The following is a 24,601-nucleotide window of genomic DNA, read 5'->3' on the forward strand; positions in this document are numbered from 1 at the left end:
GTCGTGACCGGATCCGGACTACGCCGCCCAGCGGGCTCGGCCGACCAGCCGCACCCGCAGGATGCGCTGGGCGCCGTCGTTGCGGACGATGACGAGCCGGTCGACGGAGCGACCGGGCCGGGTGGCGCGGAAGACGACCCTGACCCGCAGCCGCTCGCCGGGGTCGAGCGCGAAGTGGCGGTGCGCCCCGCTCACCCGGAAGGGCGCCGCCAGTCCGCCGAGCCGACCGGAGACCCGGTGCTTGCCCGCGTTGCGGACCACGACGGTCCGCACGACCCTCGCACCGGGGCGGGTGGAGATCAGCCTGACCGAGGTCTTCGACAGCGTCAGCGGGACCGCACCCGTGACGCCGGGCGTCCCCTCGCTCGTCTTCGGCACCCGGGCCGCCACCACGACGTCGTCGAGCCCGACCGAGGCGGTGGCACCGTTGGTGTCGGTCACGGTGACGACGAACGAGTAGGCCCTGGCGGCACCCGTCTCGTTGGACGGCAGCTGGACCTGCGCGCCGTACGCCGCTTCGCCTCCGGTGCCGGGCAGCGAGGCGGCGCGCGTGCTGATGTCCGGCCCGGACACCGAGACCCTGACCGTCGAGACGTCGACGTCGTCGGTCGCCCGGACGCCGACGTCGACCACCCCGCCGTGGGCGGGCAGCGTGGTGGGGGTGACCGAGGCGCTGGTGATCTCCGGTGGGTCATCGACCGGCGGATCGGTGGGCGGGTCCGTCGGCGGGTCGGTGCCCGCCACCGTCACCTGCCCCGCGTTGACGATGCGCTCCTGCCCGATGTCGTCCTGGGCGTAGACGGTGATGTCGTAGACGACCGGGCCCGTCGTGCCGTTGCCGGGCGCGACCCAGGTGCCGGCGTACCTGCTCCCACCCCCGCCGGCCAGGTCGACGACGTACTCGCTGCCGATCTGGTCCCTGGCGGTCGCGTGGACCGACGAGACCGAGCGGTCGTCGCTGGCGTAGGCGGAGATGCTGACCGAGTCGCCCCCGGGCCCGACGGCGCGCGGCGACACGTCCTCGCCCCACACGGACGGGAGCTCGTCGAACGGCGTGACGCCCGCCTGCGAGATGTCACCCAGGAGCTCCTGCGTGGTGCCCTCGTGGTCGTCGACGGCCGTGACCTCGACGGACCAGCTGACCGGGGAGTCGGACGGGTTCGACGGCAGGTAGAGCCCGCCGGTCCAGGTGCCGCCCTCCGGCGGCCCGCCGAGCGTGGCGGCGACGGTCTCGCCGCTGTTGCTGGAGTACGCCGTCGCGACCACCGCCGTCAGCGAGCCGTCGGGGTCGGCCGCGGAGACGCTCAGCTCGACCGAGCCCCCGTCGGTGCCCACCGAGCCCGGCGACGCGACGAAGGAGCCCAGCACCGGCAGCGCGTTGTCCGGTGGCCCGTCGGCGAGCGCGGGGGCAGCCGTCACGGCGGCGGCCACGAGCGCGAGCACGACGACCAGCGGCAGCCGAGAGCCTTGAGCAGTCACGGGACCTCCACGGGCGCGGTCCTCCCAAGCTAGCCACGCGGGGAGGGGGCCGCATGACCCATCCGGGCCCCGGGTCGGCGCGTGGGGGCTACCGCCGACCGAACACCTGCGAGACCCACCAGAACCCGTCGCGGTCGCGGTAGGCGCCGATCCCCATCAGCCGGTACTGCGGGCGCAGGATGTTCTGCCGGTGACCCGGGGAGTGCATCCAGCCGGTGTTGACCACCGCCCGGCCGCTCCGGTAGCCGGCCGCGATGTTCTCCCCCGTCCAGGAGGTGTGGCAGCGCTTGGCGATGGCCCCCAGCGACTGGTGCTCCAGCTTGCCCGTGCGGGCCATGTGCCTGGCCCACCGCTTGGCCATCGTCGTCAGGCAGGCGGACTTCTTCAGCCGCACCCGGTCGTGCTTGACCCGCTGCACGTTGGTCGCCTTGAAGGCCGCGTGGGAGTACGTCGCCGCCGGGCTCGCCTTCGCGGCGACGGCCTGGACCGGGACGAGCCAGGGCGAGACCGCGAGGACGGCGGCGGCCAGCAGGAGGGTGGTGGATCGAAGAGCCGAGAACATGACACTCCAGACGAGTCGGCGTGGCGCAGGTGCGTCGTCACGCTAACCCGACTCATCGATCGGCAACCACCACGGCCGACCCGGTCGCGCCGATCGTGGCCACGCCCGGAGACCCCGGGACGGTGAGCGGCAGGTCGAGCGGCGCGGTGACGTGCACCGTCACGGTGGAGGTGGCGGCATCAAGGTCGACGTCGAAGGACAGGCCGGGATAGTCGGCGTACGCACCCGAGCCGGCGAGGAACTCCCGCACCGAGCCGCGGACCCGGTCGACGCTCAGGTCGAGCCGTCCCTGGGGCACCCCGCCGCCGTACACCTCCTCGCCGGTGGCGCCGAGGTCGGCGGCCCGCAGGGCGGCACCGTCGGCGACCGTGTCGAGGCTCTGCCGCTGGAGATACGCCGCCGACACGTCGACGACCGCGGCGACGGCCATCGCCAGGACGAGCGCCAACCCGACGATCAGGACGGTGGTCGCCCCGTCCTCGTCACGGCGCCCCATCGCCCGCCTCCACCTCTCGAAACTGCCCGATCGGGACGGTGTGCGTGGAGTCGAGCGCGAAGCTGGGCGCGCCCCCGCCGAGGATGTCGGGCATCAGCGGCAGGTCGACCCGCGACGCGACGACGACGGTGATGACGGAGGTGCCGCTGTGGCAGTCGCGCGGGTACGGCGTACAGGTGATGCGCACGTCGAGCGGGGCGTCTCGCACGCCCTGGTCGGCCAGCGCCTGGCGAGCCGCGGCCTCGGCCCGCGACCGGCCAGCGGCGTCGTCGGGCGCCTGCGCGTAGGCCCGCCCCGCCGCGCGAGCCGCACCGGACACCGCGAACGCACCGCGCTGGACCTCGAAGACCGAGACCACGATCCACAGCATCGGGACGAGCAGCAGGATGCCCAGCCAGCTCAGCTCGACCAGCGCGCTGCCGTCCTCGCCGCGACGCCGCCTCACGGTGCCTCCTCCTCCACGGCATGCCCGGACACCTCCAGGGCGACGCCCGGCCCACCGATCCCCAGCGCGGGCACCACGGCCCGTACCGTGACCTCGACGCCGGGCGCGCCGTCGACCGTCGCCGGCCGGGCCGAGACGTTGCGTGCGAACCGTCCCGACACGGCGCCGTCGATCTGCTGGCGAGTGCGAGCCGCGCCGTCGGCGGGGCCGCGGTCGAGGGTGGCGGCGTACCGCGCCCCCTCCGAGGCGGCCGAGGCCAGCGTGTTGCGCACGAGCAGCACCAGGGCGACCTGGAGGATGCCGAGGAAGACCGGCACGAGCACGACGAGCACCAGCACGAAGTCGACCACGGCCGACCCGCGCTGGCTGTGCCGCCCGCGCCGGTGGTGCACTACTTCACCTTGTTGAGTGCCGAGGACACCATGTCCTGCAGGGCCGGCCCGGCGATCGCAGTGATGCCGACGACGAGCCCGGCGGTCATCACGGTGATCATCACCCAGCCGGGCACGTCGCCGCGCTCGTCACGCGGTCGCGGTGCCACCACCGTGAGGCAGATCCTCGTCAGCGCGAGGGTGAGGTGTTCCATGGATCGCGTCCTTCCAGGTGAGGGAGTGGTCAGGGAGTGGTCAGGGAGAGGCCCACGACGCCGGGCCAGAAGGCGAAGAGCACGGTCACGGGCAGCACGAGGAACACGACGGGCACCATCATCAGGACCTCCTTGCGAGCGGCGGTCTCGATGAGCTCGCGCCGCCCGGCCTCGCGCACGTCGGCCGCCTGGGCGTGGAGCACGTCGGCCAGCGGGGTGCCTCGCTCGACGGCGACCGCGATGCCCTGCGCGAAGCGCGACACGATCGGCAGCCCGGTCGTCGCGGCCATCGCGTCGAAGGCGGAGCTGACCGGCTCGCCGGTCCTGATGGCGGACAGCACCCGGGCGAGCTCGCGCGAGAGCTCGCCGCCACTGCGGCGCACGACGCGGTCCAGCGCCATCACCGGGCTCTCCCCCGCGGCCACTGCGAGCGCCAGGAGCTCGGCGATGGTAGGGAACTCGGCGAGGATCTGGCGCTCGCGTCGGCGCACCTGGCTGGTCAGGTGGGTGTCGCGGGCGAGCACGCCGCTGACGAACGCGATCGCGCACGCGATCATCCAGAGGACGACCGACCCGGGATGGGTAAGCACGCGGAGCAGGGCGAAGGCCGCCACGGCGCCGAAGGCGACCAGTCCCCACACGACCTGCTCGACGCGGAGCTCCTGCACGGTCTTGTCGATCCCGGCCCGCTCCAGCCGGCGGCGTACCGACGTCGCGCCGCCCAGCACGCGTTCGACGGCCTCGGCCGCCGAGCGCAGCGGTGGTCCGAAGACCCCGACCGCCGCGGACGTCGCAGCCGGAGCGGTCCGCGGCCCGGACTCGTCGAGCTGCGGGAGGTCACGAACGTAGGGCAGCACCCGGAGTGCGAGCTGTGGACGCCGGATGGTGCGGACCCGGACGACGACCACCAGCAGACCGGCCGCGGCCGTGGCACCGAGCAGCGCGCCCCACACCGGCGGGCTCACGACAGGATCCGGCGCTCGACGGGCAGGCGACCGATCCGCATCATCAGCCGGTAGGCGACGACGCACAGCCCGGCACCGACCGCGAGCACGAACACGCCCGTGGGCGAGGCGTAGCGGTGGATGACGTCGGACTGGAAGGACATCAGCAGCAGGACCAGCCAGGGCGACGCGACGGCGAGGCGGGCGCCGTTGAGGGTCCAGGCCTGACGGGCCTCCATCTCCGAGCGGGTCCGCGCGTCCTCACGCAGGTAGGAGGAGAGGCTGCGCAGCAGGCGCCCCAGCTCGCCGCCACCGACGTCGCGGGCCACGCGCAGACCCTCGACCACGCGGTCGCCCACCGGGTCGGCCAGCCGCTCCTTGAGCCGGTCCAGCGACTCCCCGAACCGCCCGGTGACCTGGTAGTCCAGCGCGAACTGGTCGAACGCCTCGCGCAGCGGCGCCGGGCCGCGGACGGCGAGCCCGGCCAGCGCGTCGGGCAACGACATGCCGGCTCGTACGGCGGAGGTCAGGTTGTCGACCGCCTCCGGCCAGACCTCGGCCAGCTCCTGCTGGCGCCGTCGGGCCCGACCGGACACCACCGCGACCGGCAGGTAGCCGCCCATCACGCCGAAGGCGAGGGCCACCGGCGGCGTCCCCGACACCACCTGCATCACCAGGGCGGTGACCGTCGCGCAGACCAGGCACAGCAGCACGAACCCGGTCGCCGACACCTGGCCGAGGCCGGCCCGCGCCAGCAGGTCCGTCGTACGCCGTGACGTGGCGGCACCGCGAGGTCGGCGCGGCAGGAAGAACGCGCTCCAGACCAGCAGCAGGCCGATGCCCACGCCCAGTCCGACCAGCGCGCCCATCAGGCAGCTCCGGCCACGATCCGGTGGACGTCGATCCCGACCCGCTCGAAGCGCTCCAGGTGCGGCGGCATCCCACCGGCCCGGCGCAGCTCAGCGCCACGCCGCTCGAACACCGGCTCGGCCTCGATGACGTCCTGCTCGACGCGGCCGGGGACGCCGACGATCTCGTTGACCCGGCGTACGCCGCGCTCGTCGATGCCGAGGTGCACGACCAGGTCCACCGACGACGCAACCGTGGGCACGACGAACCTCGCCGAGATGTTCTCCCCGGCCAGCAGCGGCAGCGTGCACATCTTCACCAGGGCCTCGCGCGCGCTGTTGGCGTGGATCGTGCACATGCCGGGCAGACCCGCGTTGAGCGCGAGCAGCAGGTCGAGGCACTCCTCGGCCCGGACCTCACCGACGATGATCCGGCTGGGCCGCATCCGCAGGCTCTCCTTCACGAGGTCGCGCAGCTGGATCCGACCGGTCCCCTCGAGCCCGGACTGCCGGGTCTGCAGCGCGACCCAGTCCGGGTGTGCGAAACGCAGCTCGAAGACCTCCTCCGCCGACACCACCCGGTCCCCGCCCGGGATGGCCGCGGCCAGGCAGTTCAACATGGTGGTCTTGCCTGCCTGGGTCGAGCCGGCGACCAGGATGTTGAGCCCGGCGCGCACCGACGCCTCGAGGAAGGCCGCCGCCGGCGGAGTGAGGCTGCCCAGCTCGACCAGCTGGCCCAGGCGACCTGCGCGGAGGACGAACTTGCGGATGTTGACCGCCGAGAAGCCACGGCTGATGCCCTCGAGGACGACGTGGAGCCGGTGGCCCTCCGGCAGCATCGCGTCCACGAACGGGCTGCTCATGTCGATGCGGCGCCCGGACGACTTGAGCATCCGCTCCACCAGCTCCTGGACCTGGGCGCTGGTGAGCACCAGCGTGGTCAGCTCGTGCCGGCCGTTGCGCGCGATGAACACCCGGCTCGGGTCGTTGATCCAGATCTCCTCGACCGAGTCGTCGTCGAGGAAGGGCTGCAGCGGACCGAAGCCGGAGACCCGGGCGACCAGCTCGCCCACCATCGACCCGACGTCGGGCACCGGGGCGACCGCGCCGGTCAGGCTGCGGTCGTCGTGGTCGCGGACCACGCTCTCCGCGATGCGGCGCACCAGCGCCGACTCGCGCTGCGGGTCGACGCCCTCCCGGCGTACGAGCTCACGCACCTGCTGGTCGAGCCGCTCGACGAGTTCGTCGTGCGCGCCGGCGCCGTCGTGCGTACGGCGAGCCGCGGGATGAGCCAAGGACATGGAGACCCCCGAGATGGAATCCTTCGCCGCCAGTCTTGCCGGGAAGCAGGCCGGTGAAACAGCCCCCTCCCGTGATCTGTGGACAACGAAGCCGCCGCAGGATGGTTCCTGCGGCGGCTCCGTGATGCGATCCGTCAGTCCAGTACGCCGGGGGCTGCGCCCTCGTCGTCGACCCAGTCCTCACCGACGTCGAAGAGCTCGCGCTTCTTGCCGTCCTTGTCGTCCTTGCTGCGCCCGGAGCGGCCACTGGGCCCGGCGCCGCCGCGGCCACCCGAGCCACCGCGACCTCCGGCGCCCGTGCCTGCCCGACCACCGGAGCCGGAGCGCGCACCCGAGCCGGTGCCCGCGCCCTTCGCGGCGCCCTTGCCGGCACCTGCACCCGCACTCTTGCCGCCGGCTCCGGCACTGCCCGCGCCCGAGCGGCCTGCGGCCGAACCGGGAGCCGCGCCGGAGCGCCCGAGCGTGCCGGACCCGCCGCTGCGCGCCGAGCTGCCGATGCCACGCACGGCGTTGGCGGCCGTGCCGCGGGCTGCCGCGCCGGCCCTCGCCCCGCCACCGGCGGCGGTGGACGGGAAGAGGCCACCCTTGAGCGCCCCGGTGAGCTTGGCCCCGATGAGGCCGGCGGCCGCGCCGCCGGCGGTCAGGCCGGCCGCGCTGACGCCGGACCCGGCGGCACCGCCACCGCCACCGGTCGAGCCGGCGCCGGCACCACCGATCTCACCGGCGCCTGTGGAGCCCGAGTAGTCCACCGGAGCGGCGGTGCCCGGGACGCCGGACGTCGTGCCGGACCCCGACCCGGGGCCCTGCGGCGTCGGGTCGGCGCCGACGTGCGGGCCCTGAGCGACGTGGCCGATCGCGTAGTGCGGACCGGGCCCGCCGCCGGTGCCGGACATCGGCGTGTAGACGGCGCTGCCGGTCATCCCGCCGGAGGAGCCGCCGCTGCCGCCCGTCGAGCCACCCGACGTCGGGGGCGGCGGAGGCGGCGGCGGGTCCGGCTCACCGTGGATCTTCTTCATCGTGGTCGTCGCCTTGGCGAACTCCACGTCGAGCTTGTCGGCGTGCGCCCGGGCGGTCTCCTCCTGGTCGGCGTAGCTCGCGGCGAACTGCTGCTCGCGGGCCTTGCTCTTCGCCTGGTCGTGCAGCTCCTCGTCGGTGGGGTTGCCCACCGGGGCGCGGTACGGCGTCGGCGGCGCCATGTCCTTGAGCTTGGCCTCCGCCTCCTTGGCGGTCACGATCGCCGCGCTCGTGTCGGCGAGCGCCGTCGCCCCGTCCCCGAGCACCAGCGCCTTCTTCTGCATGGCCTCCGCGGAGCGCTTGAACGCCTCGTCGACCGCGGGACCGGTCTCGCCGCCGATGGCCCAGCGCACGGTGCTCGACGCGCCGGTCAGGTAGTCCCCGACCTGCTGGAGCACCTCGGCGCACCGGACCCACTCGCGCGCCGCGGCGCCGACCATCATCTCGTCGGCCCCGGTGACCGCCGTGGTCAGCCGCTCGGCCTGGGGACCCCGCACCATCAGCCCTCACCCCCGCCGGAGTTGTGGAAGTTGGTGGAGTCGAGGTTGGAGGCGATGTCGGCGAGCTCGGCCTTGCGGCTCGGCGTCAGGTCGGCGGCCGCCTGCAGGTCACGCTCCTGCAGGTCCCTGCTGAACTCGTGGAGGTTGGTGGCGTAGCCCTGCAGGCCCGCGACCATCTGGTTCAGCGCATCGGCGACGTGCTGGTGGGCGATGCTCGTGTGGTGCTCCAGCGTCGCGCCGTGCCCGGAGCCACCGAAGACACTGCCGACGGTGGGCGGCGATGCGCTGTGGATGGTGGCCGCATGCTCCTCGAGGATCTCTCGGCACGATTCGACCAGAGCGTCAGGCAGCCCCAGCATCGTCAGCACGTCCAGCGTTCCCATTTATCTGACCTTCCCCCGAAATGAAGATTCGTCTCGCTCCGTCGAGCCGTCGTACGGCCACCTCCCCCGTTGGCGCGGAGGCAAAACATCTCGGCCCGCACGAGCTCGGGCGGACGCCGACCAGCGCACGTTTCGCGACCCGGGCGCGTGGCTAGAGTGACCACGACGTTCTCGGAACCGCAGGAGGCCCCGCGTGTCGCGCTCCGCCCATCCCCAGCTGACCGCCGCGGCGGTGGCGGCCGGCCTGGTCCTGACCCTCGCCGGTTGCAGCGACGACGACCCGAAGGCCGACCCGAGCTCCAAGCCGTCGCTCTCCGCGTCCTCGTCGGCCCCGTCCGGGTCGACCTCGCCGACCGCGACCGCGGAGGCGAGCCCGTCGGTGTCGCCGGCGACAGGACCGCTGCTCAAGATGCCCAACGCCACGATCAAGGCGCCGAAGGACTGGATCCAGGCGTCGGACCTGATCGACATCGCCACGGAGGCCAACCCGCCGTCAGCCAGCCTCTCGGCCGTCCGGCTCGGGTCGATCGAGTACACCGGGCCCACGATCCCCCTCGACCTGCAGGCCGAGTCCGCGATCGACTCCTACGCCGAGCGCGGCACGCTGAAGCGCCTGCCCGACGTCGAGCTCGACGGCGTGACGCTCTTCCACGTCGCCGGCAGCCCCCGCAAGGGGATCCACCTCGACGCGTACGGCGTCCGGCAGGACGGCTGGGACACCGACGTGCAGTTCCGGTTCGACCGGGCGTTCACGCCGGCCCAGCGCAAGGAGATCATCGCCCAGAGCCTGGCGACCTTCGACTGGACCGGCTGAGCCTCAGCGGTGGCGCAGGGTGCCGGCGAACCAGGAGTTCGTCCACACGGCCTCGGTGCGCACCCGCGACCCGGAGTACGGCGCGTGCAGCACCATCCGGCGTCCGTGGGAGCGACCGACGTACACGCCGACGTGGTAGACGCGGCCGCCGCCGTTGAAGAAGATCAGGTCGCCGCGCCGCAGGGACTTGCGGGAGATGTGCCTGGCGTAGCCCGACTGCGCCGCCGCGGTGCGCGGGATGTGCGAGAAGCCCGCGTGCTTGAAGCTGTAGTAGGTCAGCCCGGAGCAGTCGAAGCTGCCGGGACCGGCCGCGCCGTAGCGGTAGGGGTCGCCCTTCTGGTGGCCGGCGACGCGCATCGCGTGGCGGACCTGCTTGAGGCGCTCGAGCCGGGCGGCGTGCCAGTGCTTGGCGCGCGACCGGGCCTTGGCCTTGGCCCTCGCCTCGGCCTTGGTCAGCGTCTTCGCGACGACCTTGGAGGAGGTCGCGGTGGCGCCGTGGGCGTCGGCGATCGGGGCGGAGGTCAGGAGTCCGACGGCGAGCGCGCCGCAGAAGGCGAGTCGCGCTCCGGCGCGGATCAGGGTGGTGGGCAGGGCAAGAGTCATCGCGTGGTTTCCTTCCCACGCCTGTGAGGTGAGCTGTCGGGTTCGGGCGAGGAAGGTGCCCGGCCGCCAATTCGGCGGCTTCACCCCGAGCGACCACTGGTCGTGGCCGCGAAGGTGGTTCCCCCACTCCTGCCCGTGCAGATCAGATCGTCGGCCGGCTGATTCGTCCGACCTGGCGGACCGGTCCACGAGTCGGGCAGGACTCGGCGTGCTCGGGACCGGGTGTGTTTGGTTCAATCGTCAAAGACAGTAGCCGTCCGAAAACGAGGATCAAGATTCCTCGGCGTGCCGGCCGGTGATCCAAGTCACATCCCCCGCCTGGGACGACGCCCCGGATGGACGCAGATCACACCGTCGGACGGCGTGTCTCAGCCCTGGACCCGACCGTCGGCCAGTCGTACGACGCGGTGCGCGACCTCCCAGACGCGCTGGTCGTGGGTCGACACGAGCACCGCCGACCCGGCCCGCGCGGCACCGGCGAGCGCCTCGATGACCTGTCCGACGTGGTCGTCGTCCTGGTGCCCGGTCGGCTCGTCGAGCACGGCCAGGCGCGGGTCCAGGACGAGGGCGCGCGCAACGGCGACGCGCTGCTGCTCGCCCAGGGAGGTCTCGGTGATGCCGCGGCGCAGGAAGCCCGCGATGTCGAGGGCCGCCGCGAGCCGGGCCAGCGCCTCGGTCGCGTCGATCCTGGCCCGCAGCGCGGGCAGCGCGATGTTGTCCTGCACGGACAGCCCGGCCAGCAGCCCGTGCTGCTGGGGCACGACGGCGACCTGGGACCAGTCGGCGATGTCGGCCGTCGGCCGTCCGTCGAGCGTCACGGCACCGCGATCGGGTCGCTCGATGCCCGCGGCCAGGTGGCAGGCGGTCGACTTGCCCGAGCCGGAGGGGCCGGCGAGCGCGACGAGCTCGCCCGGCTCGACCCGCAGCGAGACGCCGTGCAGCACCTCGACCCGGCCACTGCCGGCGGCGTACCCGTGGTCGACGTCGACCAGCTCGAGGGCGGTCACGGCTCGACCTCCGGTGCTCGCAGGCGTACGCCGTCGTCGCCGACCTCGACGATGACCCGGCGCGAGGGGAAGAGGTCGAGCACGGTCGGCGGGAGCTGGAGCCGGCCGGTCCCGTCGATCACGGCGGTGGTGTCGCGGCTGGTCGTCTCGCTGGAGACCACGCCGTGGCGCAGCCGCAGCAGCCGGTCGCCGCGGTGCATGATCCGCTCGTCGTGGCTGCTGATCAGGACGGCCGCACCGGCCGCGGCAGCGGCCAGCAGCGCGTCGACCACGAGGTCGGCGTTGGCGTGGTCGAGCTCGGCCGTCGGCTCGTCGGCGACCACCAGCGAGGGCTCGCCGACGAGGGCGATCGCGACGGCGAGCCGCTGCTGCTCACCGCCCGAGAGCGCGGAGGGCAGGTGGTCGGCCCGGTGCCCCAGGCCCACCGCGTCCAGGGCGTCGACGACGTGGTCGGCCGACCCGCGCCACGACGCCACCTGGCGCAGCTGGTCGACCGCGCGCAGGTGCTGGAAGACGCTCTCCGAGGACCGCTGCGGCACGTAGCCGATGCGCTTGCGCCGCAGGGCGCTCAGCTGACGGGTGGACGCGGCACCGACGTCGCTGCCCAGGACGGAGAGCCGTCCGGCGCTCGGGCGGTCCCGCGCCCCGAGCATGGTCAGCAGGCTGCTCTTGCCGGAGCCGGACGGGCCGGCGACGACGGCCAGCGCGCCGGCGTGCACCTCCAGCCCGATGCCCCGCAGGGCGTGGGTCTCCCCGGTCGCGGACCGGAAGACCTTCACCAGGTCCTCGCAGCTCACGGCAGGGCCGGCCACGGTCTCAACCTCCGGCACGCAGCACCTCCGCGGGATGGCGCCGGCGCGCCCGCCAGGCACCGAGCAGCCAGGCGATCAGCACGGTGACGACGAGGACGGCGACGAGGACGAGGACGTCGTCGGTGTCGGGGCGGGGCCGGGTCAGGGGAGGTACGGCGGCCGTCGCGTCGATGATCGTCGGGATCGAGACGAGCACCGCGCCGGCGATCACCGCGGCGACCACGGCGGTCGCGAGGGCGTAGCCGACCTCCCACGCACGGGAGCGGGCGAGCTCGGTCGGACCCCAGCCCATCCGGGAGAGCAGCACGTCGGAGACGGCGTCGCGGTCGGCCAGGCGCAGCGCCAGCAGGAGCGCGCCGGCCACGGCCAGGACCAGCACGACGACACCGAGCGCGAGCACGTAGCCCGCCGCCCAGGTGGCTGCCACCAGCCCGCCGCCGACGGCCGCCTGGGAGGCGGTGGCCACGTCGCCGGTGGTCGAGACGTCGGCGTCGGCGAGCGAGCGTCGCAGCTCACCCGCGGTCCCGTCCGACCAGACCGCCGAGGTGAAGGCGCCGGCCTCGGTGCTGGTGGCGCCCGGGCGCCCGGGGTTGACCGGCGGCGGCACCAGACGGAAGAGGCGGTCGGTGGCCGTGACCACGGTGGTCCGACCGGTCTCGGTCTCGGACCCCGGGAAGGCGTCGACCACGCCCACCACCTGGAAGGGGATCTGGAACTCGGCGTTGAAGTCCATCGTGCCCCGGTCACCCACCGAGAGGTCGGTCTCACCGACCAGGATCACGGCCAGGCCGCGCGCCTTGCGGTCGATCTTCGAGACCAGCGCGCGGCCGGCGTCGAGGTCGCCCGAGGCGCCCCAGTCGGCCACCTCGGCGAAGGACGCGGGGTCGATCGCCATCAGCGGCTCGTCGCCGAACTCGGGCGGGAGGGTCACCGTGCGCCGCCAGACGATCGACGTCCCGTCCGCCGGCGGCTCGCTGAGCAGCACCCGCTCGCGCCGCTTGAGCCCACCGCCGCGGAAGTCGTCGGCGACCTGGATGGTCGTGGTCGCGCCGGCCAGGACCGCGGTCTTGTCGGCCACGCCCTCCCCGATCCCCCGGTGCACCGTCAGGGCGTAGCCGAAGAGCCCCAGGCTGACGGCGACCACCGCGGTGAGCGAGGTGACCTCGCGGACCACCAGGCCCGTACGACGGGTGGCCAGCCACCGCGGCCGGCCCGGTCGGGTCCGCGCCGGGCGCCGGGAGCGCAGCCAGGCGGCAGCCCGCGCCACCAGCACGGCGACCGCCCCGGCGACGAGTACCGGGAGCAGCATGGTGAGAGGAGCGGCGCTGCGGTCGCCGACGTCGATCGTGTAGACCGCCGCGGCGATCGCCCCGGTCGCGACGAGCAGCGCCGCGGTCCAGGGCAGCGAGCGGCGGCTGCGGCCGAGCAGCGACAGCCGCGCCGACCGGTCGGTGCCGACCGCCGTCAGGGCCGCCGTCACGAGCACCAGCAGCAGCCCCGCGGCCGCGGCCAGGACGGCGCGCACGACGTCGGCCTGCGTGTAGGCCAGGCTCGCGTCCGTCGGCGGTCCGGCCGTGACCAGACCCAGCCCGGCCAGTCCGAGCCCCGCGGGGACGGCGAGCACCAGGACCGGCAGCGCCTCGAGGCCCGCCATCGCGGCGAGCTGCGTGGGCCGCAGGCCCAGGCCCGACACGAGCAGCTGCTCACGGCGGCGGCTGCGCCCGAGCATCACCCACGCGGCGAGCAGCAGGAAGCCGGCCAGCGCCTGCCCGGCGACGGCGTACGGCCGCACCTGGTCCCGGGCGCTGGTCGCCGTGCCGTTCGCCTCGAACGCGATGTCGGGCAGACCGGTGTTGACGTCGAGCTGGGCGCCGCCCAGCGGGAGCGCCGAGCCCAGGGCGACGTAGAGCTGCGAGCGGGAGTCGTAGGCGTCGTCGGCGATGCGCTGGACCTGGGTGACGGCGGTCGAGGCGTCGTCGGGGCTGATGACGGGGTCGATCTGGAGGTCGGCGAGGTAGAGCGGTGACTCGGTCGTCTTGAGGACCAGCCGGTCGAAGGCCGCGCGGCCGGCGATCGCCAGGGGCGTGGACCGGCTGGGGTCGTCGGGGTCGACCGGGAGGAACCACCGGTCGGCGTCGGGGTCGTCCGCGATCGCGGCGGGCAGGACCGAGTCGGGTGCGGTCTTGTAGGTGCCCGCGAGCACCGTCTCGGTCATGTGCGGTCGCTTCTCGGTCACGAAGGTCTGCACGAGTCCGAGGCGGACCGGGTCGCCCGTCTTGATCCCGAGCCGGGAGGCGACGTCCTCGGCGAGCCAGACGCCGTCGGCGTCCTCGTCGCCCCCGATCGCCTCCACCGCGCCGTCGCGATACCACAGCTCGGAGCCCTCGTCGCGGGTGCCGACCCGGGCGACGGCTCGTCGGGTGCGGTTCTGCGCGACCCCGGCCGCGGTGAGGACCGGTGGGCCGTAGCCCTTGATCGCCGACAGCCTCGACATCACGAGCTGGTCGCCGGCGGGGCCCAGGACCCCGCTCCAGGTCACGCGCAGGTCGGCCGAGTCCCCGCCGTACGGCGCGCCCGCGGCCGCACCCAGGCTCTCGGCGAGCGCCGTCGACCGGGCGGAGGAGCTGAACATCGGCGGCGCCACGAAGGAGGCGACCAGGAGGGTCGCGGCGACCAGCAGGAGCACGAGCCAGCCGGGGGTCCGCAGCAGCCGCAGGGGCGCGGCGCGCCAGAGGGCTCCCCGTCGGGGGCGGACGGCGCGGCGGCTCACGCGGTCAGGGTACGGGTGTGGGAGCGCTCCCGCCAGTCACTTCGCCCACCAGGTCCGCGATCGAGTCGACCACCCGGGTGGGCCGGTAGGGGAAGGTCTCGATCTGCCCGGGCCGGGTCGACCCGGTGCTCACCAGGATCGTGCGCAGGCCCGCCTCGAGCCCGCTGATGATGTCGGTGTCCATCCGGTCGCCGATCATCACCGTGGTCTCGGAGTGCGCGTCGAGCCGGTTCAGTGCGCTGCGCATCATCAGCGGGTTGGGCTTGCCGATGAAGTACGGCGTCCGCCCGGTCGCCGTGCTGATCAGCGCCGCCACCGAGCCGGTCGCCGGCAGCAGGCCGTGCTGGCTGGGCCCGCTCGGGTCGGGGTTCGTGGCGATGAAGCGGGCACCGGCCGCGACCAGCCGGATCGCCCTGGTGATCGCCTCGAAGGAGTAGGTCCGGGTCTCGCCCAGCACCACGTAGTCGGGGTCGCGGTCGGTCATCACGTAGCCGATGTCGTGCAGGGCGGTCGTCAGCCCGGCCTCGCCGACCACGTACGCCGTGCCGTGCGGGCGCTGGTCCTGGAGGAACTGCGCGGTGGCGAGCGCCGAGGTCCAGATCGCCGCCTCGGGCACGTCGATGCCGCTGCCGAGCAGGCGCGCCCGGAGGTCGCGCGGGGTGAAGATGGAGTTGTTGGTGAGGACCAGGAACCGCCGGCCCGAGGCCTTGAGCGCCTCGATGAACTCCTGGGCGCCGGGGATCGGCACCTCCTCGTGGACGAGGACGCCGTCCATGTCGGTCAGCCAGGTCTCCACGGGGCGCGAGGTCATGACGCCATTGTGTCGGCTCGGGCTCAGCGTTGGGGCAGCAGGACTTCGATGCCGTCGGCGGGGTGCTCGCCGATCAGCCGGCCGCCGAGCGCCTCGACCACCGCACGGACCTGGCTGAGACGGTCGACCGTCTCACCGCCGAGCTCCGACTCCGGGGTGCGCCCCGCGCACAGCACGGTGATCCGCAGATGGCCGTCGGCCCCCGCGTTGAAGACGATCCGGACGGCGCCGGTGCCACGGCGTACGACGTCGGCGAGCAGCAGGTCGGTCGCGTGCTCGACCGGGCCGGGGGTGTAGCGCAGCGTCAGGTCGCCCTCCACGGCCGCGGTGAGCGCGCGGTTGCGGGAGCCGAGCCGGTCCGCCCAGCGCTGCGCCAGCTGCGCGGACAGCTCGGACAGCGGGACCTCGGCGCCGATGACGAGGCTGCCCCGGCGGGTGATCTCGACCAGCTCGGCCGCCACGGCCGAGACCTCCTCGACCCGGGCCAGGCAGCGCAGCACGGTCTCGTGGGCGTCCGACGGCAGGTCGTCGCGCAGGCTGAGGTCCTCGAGCTCGAGCCGGATCCCGGTCAGCGGGGTGCGCAGCACGTGCGAGGTGTGCTCGGCGAAGGCGCGCTCGCGGTGCATCCGGTCCTCGAGCGCGAGGGCGCTGGAGCGCAGGGCGTCGGCGATCGCGCTCGCCTCCGGGATCCGGGTCCTCGGCAGGTCGAGGTCGAAGCGACCGCGACCGAGCGCGGCGGCCGCGATGGCCAGGCGCTTGAACGGCGCGGACAGCGCCGTGGCGATGAGGAAGCCGACGATGCCGGCGGCAACCCCGATCAGCAGGAAGAGCGCGGCGATCGACCCGATGTCGCGTCCGATGACGTCGCGGATCACCGACGAGGACTCGCTGACGGTGACCTGCCCGGTGCCGTCGACGACCTCGGTGGCCGAGATGTCCTTGCCCGGGTCGCCGTCGCCCTGGTAGTCCTTGCCGGTCACCACGACGGTCGCGTCGCCGGCGACGTCGTACTCCAGCCGGTCCTCGGGGCCGACCAGGGTCTGCAGGAACGCGGCGTCGACGGTGCCGCCGGACGCCTCCCGGTCGGTGACGATCGCGGCGACCAGGTCGGCCTCCTGACTGAGCTGCCCGGCGACCTGCTCACGGATCAGGTCCTGGAGCACGTAGGTGCGCACCAGACCCGCCCCCAGCAGGAGGACGATGCTCAGGACGATGAAGGCAGCGGTGAGCCGCTCACGCATCGGTGGGGCCGCCTTCGAGGCGGAATCCCACACCCCGAACGGCCACCACGCGGTCAGTCACGCCGACAGACTCGAGCTTCTGGCGCAGCCGACCGATGGTGACGTCGAGCGTCTTGGTCGAGCCGTACCAGTTCTCGTCCCACACGTCGGCCATCAGCCGACCGCGCGAGACCACCTTGTCCCGGTTGGCGGCAAGGATCGCGAGGACCTCGAACTCCTTGCCCGTCAGCGGGACCTCCTCCGTGCCGGCGTAGACCCGGCGGGCCTCGACGTCGATGCGGACCCCGTCCGGGGACACCTCGTCGACGCTCTGGGCCAGAGGTGAGGCGGTACGGCGCAACAGGGCGCGCACGCGCGCCTGCAGCTCGGCCAGGCCGAAGGGCTTGGCCAGGTAGTCGTCGGCCCCGTAGTCCAGGCCGACCACCCGATCGAGCTCCCCGGCCCGCGCGGTGACGATGATGATCGCCCCCGTGTAGCCGGCCTCACGAGCCCGACGACAGACCTCGAGCCCGTCGATGTCCGGGAGCCCCAGGTCGAGGATCACGAGCTCGGGCCCCGACGCCAGGGTGTCGAGAGCCTTCTGCCCGCTCTCGACCCACTCGACGTCGTACCCCTCGCGCTCCAGGGTGCGAACGAGGGGGAATGCGATGTCCTCCTCGTCCTCGACGACCAGGACACGTTGCGCCATGGGTGGGAGCATAGGGCCACGGAGGTCCGACTCGAGCGCGGTGTTCACTGTTTCGCCTCCCGGGTGCCCGACTTCACTCCCGCACCGCTCGTCCCAGCCCCCGTGGGCCACGGCGTCGCCCCGGCCTCCGGCGCGGCCGATGCCCGCAGCGTGGGCGCAGGTCGTCGCAGGCGACGTGACAGGAGCACCACGAGCACCACCGCCGAGGCCACCGTCAGCAGCCACGCCTGGTGGTGGCGGAGCCCGAGGTAGGCCCACCCGACCCACGGGACCGTCAGCTCGACCCGCGACATCGTCGGCCCCTCGGTGCGCAGCACCCACGGGTCCGGGGCCGCCACGGCGTCGCCCTTCGTCCGGATGCCGTCCGGCTCGATGGCGATGATGCGATGGGTGACCATCGCGTCCTGCTCCGAGTCACCCGGCGCCCGGAACGTCACGACGTCGCCGACGCGGAGGTCGCTGACGGGGACGACGCGCTCGAAGACGATCGAGCCGCGATCGATGCTGCCCGCCATGGAGTCGCTGGACACGACGTAGCGCTGGAGACCGAGACCGATCGGCAGCAGCACGAAGAGGGTCACGGGAGCGAAGAGCACCACGAACAGCAACCAGCGCCCCCACGGCGTAGGCGCCGGGAGGCGGGAAGCGGTTTCGATCTCCATGGTCCGTGCTTTCCGAGAGTGGGGGGTGGATCTGTCGGCCCGAGCGCTCCCCCCCAAGCGCCGGACCGACAGCTCCGTCTCGCAGAACGACCTGCGCGGCACTCCCCCAGATGCGCCGCACGGTCGTCCGAATGTGGTGTGACGGTGACCGTCCGCGTTCCCCCCAGACGCGCGGGCGGCCACCGTCATCCCAGGGACCGGGTCGGCCAACAGCCCGATCGGTCCCAGCTCTTCAGTTGTGGGTCAGCTGCTACTTCTCCCTGGTCACGGTGTTGACCCAGGTGTAGGTCGCCGTGGCGGGCTTCCCCTGGTCCGCGAACGGTGCGTCGTCGGGCAGCGACACGGTGAACGCGAACTTGCTGGACGCGCCGGGAGCCAACGAGCCGACATCCTGGGTGACGTCGTTCATCTCCCCGAACGGGCCGCGGTAGATGGTGCGGCCGTCCTGCTGGATCCGGAGCTCGAGGGCACCGCCGGCGAAGGCGGACGCCTCGGCGTTCTCCTCGAACGTCAGCCGGGACTGGCCGGACGCCGAGTTGCGGATCGTCACGACCTTGGTCGCGGAGTCGCCCGGCTCCAGCTCGGTGATGGTGAGCTTGGCGCCCTGGCCGGGCTCGGCGTGGAGGCTGACCCCGCTCGCGGCCTGGCTGGCACCCGTCCAGGGGATGCCGGCCACCGACGCGAGGACCGCGAGGCCGGCGACGACGGCGACCGGGATGATGAACCGCTTCGCCTGCGCTACCGACGGACGCGTCGGTGCGGTGGTCGCGATGGTCATCTGTGGGTCTCCCGGCTGCGGCTGTGTGATCTGGTGATCACGCTAGGAGTCGGGCACCCACGACCCGTCCACACCCGGGCCACCGTTTGGTAACAGAATCCGAGGCGCTACCCCGCAGCGGTGAAGAGGTCGCCGTGCTCGGCGACCCGCGCGAGCACCTGCTCGGGGCTGAACTGCTCCAGCGCGAACGGGTCCTCCGCACCCTCCTCGACCTCGGCCCAGGTCACCGGCGTCGCGACGGCCGGCCGCTCCCGACCGCGCAGCGAGTACGGCGAGATCGTGGTCTTCGAGCCGGCGTTCTGCGACCAGTCGAGGAAGACCTTGCCGCCCCGCCGGGCCTTGGTCATCGTCGCCGTCACCAGCTGGGCGTGCTCGCGCTGGAGCTCCTCGGCGACCTCCTTGGCCAGCGCCGTGGACTCGTCCGAGGGCAGCCGCTTCGGCAGGTCGGCGTACAGGTGCAGGCCCTTGCTGCCGCTGGTGACCGGCCGGGCGGTCAGGCCGCGCTCCGCGAGCTTCGCGCGCACCATCAGCGCCACCTGGCAGCACTCGTGCAGCCCCGCCGGCTCGCCGGGGTCGAGGTCGATGACCAGCCGGTCGGCGTTGCGCGGCCGGCCGTTGCGGCCCACGGTCCACTGGTGGACGTGCAGCTCGAGGGCCGCGAGGTTGGCCAGCCAGGTCAGGGTGGCCAGGTCGTCGACGATCGGGAACACCAGCGTGTCGCTCGTCGACTGGGCCCGCGAGCCGGTCGTCGGCACCGTGGCCGTGCGCACCCAGGACGGCGTGCCGGGTGGCGTGTTCTTCTCGAAGAAGCTCCCGTCCTGCACCCCGTGCGGCCAGCGGATCCGGGTGACGCACCGGTCCCGGAGCAGCGGCAGCAGCACCGGCGAGACCTGGGCGTAGTAGTTGAGGACCTCACCCTTGGTGAAGCCGGTGCGCGGGTAGAGCACCTTGTGGAGGTTGCTGATCGTCAGGGTGCGTCCGCCGACGTCGACCCGCACCTCCTCCTTGTCGGCCTTGCCCGGGGAGGCCATCAGCGGCCGATGGCGATCAGGGGACGGCTGTCCGGGTCGAGCCGCGTCATCAGCGACCTGATGAACCAGCGCGGTGCGCTCACGCACCCGGCCGTGGCGCCGGAGCCGTTGACGTGCAGGAAGATCCCGGAACCCCGGTGTCGCACCTGGCGGCGGTTGAAGTCGATGACGATCGACCACTCGTACTGCGTGCGGTAGTCGGTCAGGCGCTCCGACGCGTCGTCGTTGCTCGGACCGAGCCACCAGCGGAACCCGCCCTGGCTCTGGTTGCGGAAGCGGTTGTAGTAGCGCGACCGGTTGTCCTGCACCCAGAAGTCACCGGAGCGGACCTTGCGGTAGGGCAGGTCGAAGGTGGAGGCGCGCCGGTGCATGCCGAACGCCCACGGCAGGGCGAAGGTGCCCAGCGGCGTGGCGCCGGTGCCCTGCTTGCGGCGCTTCGCCGCGACCAGGCCGCCGTACCCGATGCGGGCGTCGGTCGACCGGATGCGCTTGTGCCAGTGACCCTTCTCCAGGCGCCACAGCGTGATCCGGGCGTGGTGGCCGCTCGTGCGGTTGACCGTGACCACCTGGTGGGTGCCCTCGCGCAGGGACACCACGACGCCGTCGAGGCGGACCTTGCGCCCGGCCGCGTCGGCCGACGTCGGCACCAGGAAGGTCGTGAGCGCCAGCGTCATCGCGAGCAGGATGCGGAGCTTCACGTCAGGTCCTCCGGGGACAGGTCGGTGCGGATGCCCTGGTAGGAGGGCTGTCGCAACCGCTCGTACCCACGCCCGTGCGTGTCGATGTCCACGACGAGCACCGGCTCCAGCCAGCGCGTGCCCTGGGTGTCGACACGGGGCACCTCGTCGGCGAACGGGCTGTCGGCGCGGCCGATGGTCGCGACGAGCTCGGCGAGCACCGCGCCCTGCCTCGCCCCGATGCCGCTGCCCACCCGGCCACGGTAGAGCAGCCCGTCCGGCGTCGGCTCACCCACGAGCAGCGCGGCGAGCCGGTCGGTCGTGCCCTCCTGTGGCCGCCAGCCACCGACGACGTACGACACCCGGTGCCGGTGGGCGAACTTCAGCCAGTGCGGGCTGCGCTCCCCCGGTCGGTACGGCGAGGCCCGGCGCTTGCTCACGATGCCCTCGAGCCCCTGCTGCAGGGTGGCGTCGAAGAGCATCGCGCCGTCGTCGTACGGCGCCGGCACCTGCCAGGACCCGTCGAGCCCCAGTCCGGCGAGTGCGTCGCGGCGCTCCTCCTGCGGCCGGCCGGTGAGGTCGCGGCCGTCGAGGCGGAGCAGGTCGAAGACCATGTAGATCGCCGGGACCGCCTCGGCCAGGCGGGCGGCCGTCGTCGCCTTGCGGACGTGCATCCGCTCCTGCAGCGTCCGGAAGTCCGGCAGCCCGCGCTCGTTGAGCGCGATGACCTCGCCGTCGACCAGCAGGTCGCGGTCACCGAGGGGGCTGGTGGCCAGCTCGGGCCAGGCGATCGTGATCGCGTTCTCGTTGCGGCTGGTCATCCGCACGACCCCGTCCCGCACCTCGGTGAGGGCCCGGACGCCGTCCCACTTCACCTCGTGCGTCCAGGCGTCGCTGCTCGGCACGTGGGTGCCCCGGGTGGCGAGCATCGGTTGCATGCCGCCATCATGCCTAGGTGAACTCGACCGGACCACTCGACAATCCTGGCGACGAGACGGCGTCGTACGCCGTGATCGGTGCCGGTCCGTCGGGCCTCGCGGCGGCCCGCAACCTGCAGCGGTCCGGGATCCCGTGGGCCGGCTACGAGCTGGCCTCGGGCGTCGGCGGGCTGTGGGACATCGACGGGCCGCGCAGCACCGTCTACGAGTCCGCGCACCTGATCTCGTCGAAGCGGACCACCGAGTTCGCTGAGTTCCCGATGCGCGACGAGGTCGCCGACTACCCCTCGCACCGCGAGCTCCTCGCCTACTTCCGCGACTTCGCCTCGGCGCACGACCTGGCGTCCGGCTTCTCGTTCCGGACCGAGGTCGTCTCGGCCCGCCCGTCCGGCGACGGCGGCTGGATCGTCGTGAGCCAGGGCCCGGCCGGTCGGGTCGAGCGCCGGCACGCCGGCGTGATCGCGGCCAACGGCACCCTCAGCGAGCCGTCGGTGCCGACCTTCGAGGGCAGCTTCGACGGCGAGATCCTCCACACCAGCGCCTACCGGTCGCCGACCGTCTTCGCGGGCAAGCGGGTGCTGATCATCGGCGCCGGCAACTCCGGCTGCGACATCGCGGTCGACGCGGTCCACCACGCCGCGTCGGTCGACCTGTCGGTGCGGCGCGGCTACTACTTCGTGCCGAAGTACCTCTTCGGCAAGCCGTCCGACACGCTCAACCAGGGCAGACCGCTGCCGCCGCGGATCAAGCAGGCGATCGACTCGCGGGTGCTCAGGGCGTTCACCGGCGACCCGGTGCGCTTCGGCTTCCCCCAGCCGGACTACAAGATCTACGAGTCGCACCCGATCGTGAACACGCTGGTCCTGCACCACCTCGGCCACGGCGACCTGTCGGTCCAGCCGGACATCGCCCGGCTCGACGGGGACGGCGTGGTGTTCGCGGACGGGTCGAGGCGGGCGTACGACGTCATCGTGCTGGCCACCGGCTACCACCTGCACTACCCGTTCCTGAGCCCCGAGCTGCTGCGGTGGTCGGGGCGCGGCAGCGCGCCGGACCTCTACCTCAACATCTTCACCCAGGAGGACCCCAACCTCTTCGTGCTCGGCATGATCGAGGCGTCGGGCATCGGCTGGCAGGGGCGCTACGAGCAGGCCGAGCTGGTGGCGTCGTACCTGCGAGCACGTGACACCGCGCCGACGGCCGCCCGGGCCCTCGAGGCCCGCGTCGCCGGTCCGCGCCCCGACCTGTCGGGCGGCTACCACTACCTGGGGCTCGAGCGGATGTCGTACTACGTCAACAAGGACGCCTACCGCAACGCGGTGCGTGCTGAGACCGAGAGGCTGCACTGATGCTCCCGCTGCTGACCACCCTGGCGACCGACCTCGACGACATCACGATCGACTTCGACTCGGGGTCGCTGACCTTTTTGAAGATCGTGATCGCGCTGATCCTCTTCGGCGTCGCGCTCGACACCAAGCTCGAGGACTTCACGGCCGCCATCCGTCGTCCGGTCCCGATCGCGATCGGCGTGGTCGCGCAGTTCGTGCTGCTGCCCGCCCTGACCTTCCTGCTCACGATCGCGCTGGACGTGCGCGGCTCCGTCGCGCTGGGCATGATCCTGGTGGCCTGCTGCCCACCGGGCAACGTCTCCAACATCCTCACCCACCGCTCCGGTGGCGACGTGGCGCTGTCGGTGTCGATGACCGCGGTCAGCAACGTGCTGTCGATCTTCCTGCTGCCGATCAACCTGGCCTTCTGGGGCGGTCTGTCCCCCCACGGCGACGACCTGCTGCAGTCGGTCGACATGAGCATCTGGGAGACCTTCGGCGAGATCGCGCTGGTGATCGGGCTGCCGTTCGCCGCCGGCATCGCGATCACCCGGCTGTGGCCCCGCGTCGGGGAGCGCGCCCACCAGATCGTGGGTCCGGTCTCGTTCGTGCTGCTGGCCGTCATCATCGTCCTGGGCTTCACGACCAACTTCGACATCTTCCAGGACTACATCACCGTCGTGCTGCTGGCCGTGTTCCTCCAGAACGCGCTGGCCCTCGCCCTCGGCTACGTCATCGCGCGGGCGACCCGGCTGCCGGTCCGGCAGCAGAAGGCCATGACGTTCGAGGTCGGCGTGCGCAACACCGGCCTCGGGCTGCTGCTCGTCTTCACCTACTTCGACGGCCTGGGCGGGATGGCGCTGGTCGCCGCGTGGTGGGGGCTCTACGACATCATCACCGGGCTGGTCGTGGCCACGGTCTGGCGACGGCGGACGACGCTCGCGCCCGAGCCGGCCGTGACCGCATGAAGGTGCTGGTGACCGGCGGCGGCGGGTTCCTCGGGCGGTCCGTGGTCGCGGGCCTGACGACGGCCGGCCACGAGGTCGTCAGCGCCGACCTGCGTCCGCCGTCCGTGGTGATGGACGTGACCTCGCGGTCCGCGGTCGACGCCGTGATCGGGGCGGAGCGACCCGAGGTCGTCGTCCACCTCGCGTCGATCGTGACGCCCGGGCCCGACTCGACGCGCGAGCTCGAGTACGCCGTCGACGTCACCGGGACGCGGCACGTCCTGGACGCGTGCGTGGCCCACGGCGTACGCCGCGTGGTGGTGTCGTCCAGCGGCGCGGCGTACGGCTACCACGCGGACAGCCCGGCGTGGATCACCGAGGACCAGCCGGTGCGCGGCAACGAGGAGTTCGCCTACAGCCACCACAAGCGGCTCGTCGAGGAGATGCTGGCCGAGCTCAGGCACCGGGAGCCCTCGCTCGAGCAGGTGGTGCTGCGGATCGGCACCATCCTCGGGGCCTCGGTGGACAACCAGATCACCGCGCTCTTCGAGCGCAAGCGGCTGCTGAGGATCCGGGGCGCCGAGTCCCCCTTCGTCCTCGTCTGGGACACCGACGTGGTGGCCGTGATCCAGCAGGCCGTCACCGGCTCCGTGACCGGCGTCTTCAACGTGGCCGGCGACGGCGCGCTGCCGATCACCGAGATCGCGGCGCTGCTCGAGAAGCCCGTGCTGACGATCCCCGAGCCGGTCCTCCGGGCGGCGCTCGCCGTCGGCTCGAGGCTCGGCCTGACGGCGTACGGACCGGAGCAGACGATCTTCCTGCAGTACCGCCCGGTGCTCGACAACACCCGCCTGAAGACCGTCTTCGGCTACACCCCCTCGCGCACGTCTCGCGAGGCGTTCGATGAGTGGCGCGCGTCCCGCCGGTCATACTGAG

Annotated in this window: 27 protein-coding genes and 1 riboswitch; of the genes, 4 read left to right on the plus strand and 23 right to left on the minus strand. The window is 73.0% G+C overall.

Annotated elements, in window-relative coordinates; all coding sequences use genetic code 11:
• Positions 1-18: 18 nt before the first annotated feature.
• The 11 genes from N542_RS0105015 to N542_RS0105065 all read right to left on the minus strand — a co-directional run bounded on the left by N542_RS0105015 (position 19) and on the right by N542_RS0105065 (position 8,558).
• Entirely contained in the window at positions 19-1,479 is a 1,461-nt protein-coding gene (locus N542_RS0105015) for a hypothetical protein (protein WP_155992856.1), read from the minus strand.
• Positions 1,480-1,567: 88 nt separating this feature from the next.
• Positions 1,568-2,041 (minus strand): CAP domain-containing protein, encoded by a 474-nt coding sequence (locus N542_RS26420; protein ID WP_051551410.1) that lies wholly within the window; start codon positions 2,039-2,041, stop codon positions 1,568-1,570.
• Between the two features lie 52 nt (positions 2,042-2,093).
• Positions 2,094-2,537 carry a pilus assembly protein TadG-related protein gene (locus N542_RS0105025; protein WP_028642985.1) on the minus strand — a complete coding sequence of 148 codons (444 nt, stop codon included), beginning with the start codon at positions 2,535-2,537 and terminating at the stop codon, positions 2,094-2,096.
• Positions 2,524-2,982, minus strand: coding sequence for a hypothetical protein (locus N542_RS23490; protein ID WP_036506500.1), 459 nt, complete (start codon positions 2,980-2,982; stop codon positions 2,524-2,526). The genes N542_RS0105025 and N542_RS23490 overlap by 14 nt, the downstream gene beginning before the upstream one ends.
• Complete coding sequence (locus N542_RS0105035) at positions 2,979-3,374, minus strand: TadE/TadG family type IV pilus assembly protein (RefSeq protein WP_028642986.1); 396 nt, start codon at positions 3,372-3,374, stop codon at positions 2,979-2,981. The genes N542_RS23490 and N542_RS0105035 overlap by 4 nt, the downstream gene beginning before the upstream one ends.
• Positions 3,374-3,568 (minus strand): hypothetical protein, encoded by a 195-nt coding sequence (locus N542_RS23495; RefSeq protein WP_036506503.1) that lies wholly within the window; start codon positions 3,566-3,568, stop codon positions 3,374-3,376. The genes N542_RS0105035 and N542_RS23495 overlap by 1 nt, the downstream gene beginning before the upstream one ends.
• A gap of 29 nt (positions 3,569-3,597) precedes the next feature.
• On the minus strand, positions 3,598-4,533 hold the full coding sequence (locus tag N542_RS0105045; RefSeq protein WP_028642987.1) for a type II secretion system F family protein: 936 nt from the start codon (positions 4,531-4,533) through the stop codon (positions 3,598-3,600).
• Positions 4,530-5,381, minus strand: a complete 852-nt coding sequence (locus tag N542_RS0105050) for a type II secretion system F family protein (RefSeq protein ID WP_028642988.1) — start codon at positions 5,379-5,381, stop codon at positions 4,530-4,532. The genes N542_RS0105045 and N542_RS0105050 overlap by 4 nt, the downstream gene beginning before the upstream one ends.
• Positions 5,381-6,661 carry a CpaF family protein gene (locus tag N542_RS0105055; RefSeq protein WP_051551411.1) on the minus strand — a complete coding sequence of 427 codons (1,281 nt, stop codon included), beginning with the start codon at positions 6,659-6,661 and terminating at the stop codon, positions 5,381-5,383. Before N542_RS0105055 ends, N542_RS0105050 begins: the two co-directional genes overlap by 1 nt.
• A gap of 134 nt (positions 6,662-6,795) precedes the next feature.
• The gene (locus tag N542_RS0105060) at positions 6,796-8,175 is read right to left on the minus strand and encodes a hypothetical protein (RefSeq protein ID WP_028642990.1); all 1,380 of its coding nucleotides are present in this window, start codon (positions 8,173-8,175) and stop codon (positions 6,796-6,798) included.
• A complete protein-coding gene (locus N542_RS0105065; RefSeq protein WP_028642991.1) occupies positions 8,175-8,558 on the minus strand; it encodes a hypothetical protein in 384 nt (127 codons plus the stop codon). Before N542_RS0105065 ends, N542_RS0105060 begins: the two co-directional genes overlap by 1 nt.
• Before the next feature lie 193 nt (positions 8,559-8,751).
• Here N542_RS0105065 and N542_RS0105070 point away from each other — a divergent pair, with 193 nt between their 5' ends.
• The gene (locus tag N542_RS0105070; protein WP_028642992.1) at positions 8,752-9,372 is read left to right on the plus strand and encodes a hypothetical protein; all 621 of its coding nucleotides are present in this window, start codon (positions 8,752-8,754) and stop codon (positions 9,370-9,372) included.
• A 3-nt stretch (positions 9,373-9,375) separates the two neighbouring features.
• On the opposite strand, the gene N542_RS26425 is transcribed toward N542_RS0105070, so the two are convergent.
• The 12 genes from N542_RS26425 to ligD (N542_RS0105130) all read right to left on the minus strand — a co-directional run bounded on the left by N542_RS26425 (position 9,376) and on the right by ligD (N542_RS0105130) (position 21,390).
• Positions 9,376-9,975: a C40 family peptidase gene (locus N542_RS26425; protein ID WP_051551412.1), complete on the minus strand. Its 600-nt coding sequence runs from the start codon at positions 9,973-9,975 to the stop codon at positions 9,376-9,378.
• A 3-nt stretch (positions 9,976-9,978) separates the two neighbouring features.
• A riboswitch (cyclic di-AMP (ydaO/yuaA leader) is annotated at positions 9,979-10,141 on the minus strand.
• A gap of 202 nt (positions 10,142-10,343) precedes the next feature.
• Positions 10,344-10,982 (minus strand): ABC transporter ATP-binding protein, encoded by a 639-nt coding sequence (locus tag N542_RS0105080; RefSeq protein ID WP_028642993.1) that lies wholly within the window; start codon positions 10,980-10,982, stop codon positions 10,344-10,346.
• Positions 10,979-11,794 carry an ABC transporter ATP-binding protein gene (locus N542_RS23505; protein ID WP_197025862.1) on the minus strand — a complete coding sequence of 272 codons (816 nt, stop codon included), beginning with the start codon at positions 11,792-11,794 and terminating at the stop codon, positions 10,979-10,981. The genes N542_RS0105080 and N542_RS23505 overlap by 4 nt, the downstream gene beginning before the upstream one ends.
• A gap of 4 nt (positions 11,795-11,798) precedes the next feature.
• Positions 11,799-14,564, minus strand: coding sequence for a hypothetical protein (locus tag N542_RS0105090; protein WP_028642994.1), 2,766 nt, complete (start codon positions 14,562-14,564; stop codon positions 11,799-11,801).
• 4 nt (positions 14,565-14,568) lie between these two features.
• Positions 14,569-15,375 carry an HAD-IIA family hydrolase gene (locus N542_RS0105095; protein ID WP_028642995.1) on the minus strand — a complete coding sequence of 269 codons (807 nt, stop codon included), beginning with the start codon at positions 15,373-15,375 and terminating at the stop codon, positions 14,569-14,571.
• 23 nt (positions 15,376-15,398) lie between these two features.
• On the minus strand, positions 15,399-16,616 hold the full coding sequence (locus N542_RS0105100) for a HAMP domain-containing histidine kinase (RefSeq protein ID WP_028642996.1): 1,218 nt from the start codon (positions 16,614-16,616) through the stop codon (positions 15,399-15,401).
• Complete coding sequence (locus N542_RS0105105) at positions 16,609-17,304, minus strand: response regulator transcription factor (RefSeq protein WP_036506508.1); 696 nt, start codon at positions 17,302-17,304, stop codon at positions 16,609-16,611. Before N542_RS0105105 ends, N542_RS0105100 begins: the two co-directional genes overlap by 8 nt.
• Before the next feature lie 44 nt (positions 17,305-17,348).
• On the minus strand, positions 17,349-17,903 hold the full coding sequence (locus tag N542_RS23510) for a signal peptidase I (protein ID WP_051551414.1): 555 nt from the start codon (positions 17,901-17,903) through the stop codon (positions 17,349-17,351).
• Positions 17,904-18,216: 313 nt separating this feature from the next.
• Complete coding sequence (locus N542_RS0105115) at positions 18,217-18,744, minus strand: hypothetical protein (protein ID WP_028642998.1); 528 nt, start codon at positions 18,742-18,744, stop codon at positions 18,217-18,219.
• 107 nt (positions 18,745-18,851) lie between these two features.
• Complete coding sequence (ligD, locus tag N542_RS0105120) at positions 18,852-19,775, minus strand: non-homologous end-joining DNA ligase (RefSeq protein ID WP_028642999.1); 924 nt, start codon at positions 19,773-19,775, stop codon at positions 18,852-18,854.
• Positions 19,775-20,473 carry a L,D-transpeptidase family protein gene (locus N542_RS0105125; RefSeq protein WP_028643000.1) on the minus strand — a complete coding sequence of 233 codons (699 nt, stop codon included), beginning with the start codon at positions 20,471-20,473 and terminating at the stop codon, positions 19,775-19,777. Before N542_RS0105125 ends, ligD (N542_RS0105120) begins: the two co-directional genes overlap by 1 nt.
• Entirely contained in the window at positions 20,470-21,390 is a 921-nt protein-coding gene (gene ligD, locus N542_RS0105130) for a non-homologous end-joining DNA ligase (RefSeq protein WP_028643001.1), read from the minus strand. Before ligD (N542_RS0105130) ends, N542_RS0105125 begins: the two co-directional genes overlap by 4 nt.
• A 17-nt stretch (positions 21,391-21,407) precedes the next feature.
• On the opposite strand from ligD (N542_RS0105130), the gene N542_RS0105135 reads away from it, so the two are divergent.
• From N542_RS0105135 to N542_RS0105145, 3 genes are read left to right on the plus strand one after another with little or no spacing between them, the layout of a single operon-like run.
• The gene (locus N542_RS0105135; protein WP_051551415.1) at positions 21,408-22,739 is read left to right on the plus strand and encodes a flavin-containing monooxygenase; all 1,332 of its coding nucleotides are present in this window, start codon (positions 21,408-21,410) and stop codon (positions 22,737-22,739) included.
• Positions 22,739-23,686: a bile acid:sodium symporter family protein gene (locus N542_RS0105140; RefSeq protein ID WP_028643003.1), complete on the plus strand. Its 948-nt coding sequence runs from the start codon at positions 22,739-22,741 to the stop codon at positions 23,684-23,686. The genes N542_RS0105135 and N542_RS0105140 overlap by 1 nt, the downstream gene beginning before the upstream one ends.
• Positions 23,683-24,600: an SDR family oxidoreductase gene (locus N542_RS0105145; RefSeq protein ID WP_028643004.1), complete on the plus strand. Its 918-nt coding sequence runs from the start codon at positions 23,683-23,685 to the stop codon at positions 24,598-24,600. Before N542_RS0105140 ends, N542_RS0105145 begins: the two co-directional genes overlap by 4 nt.
• Position 24,601 lies beyond the last annotated feature (1 nt).

It is taken from the genome of Nocardioides sp. URHA0020 (assembly GCF_000620705.1).
GTDB lineage: Bacteria > Actinomycetota > Actinomycetes > Propionibacteriales > Nocardioidaceae > Nocardioides.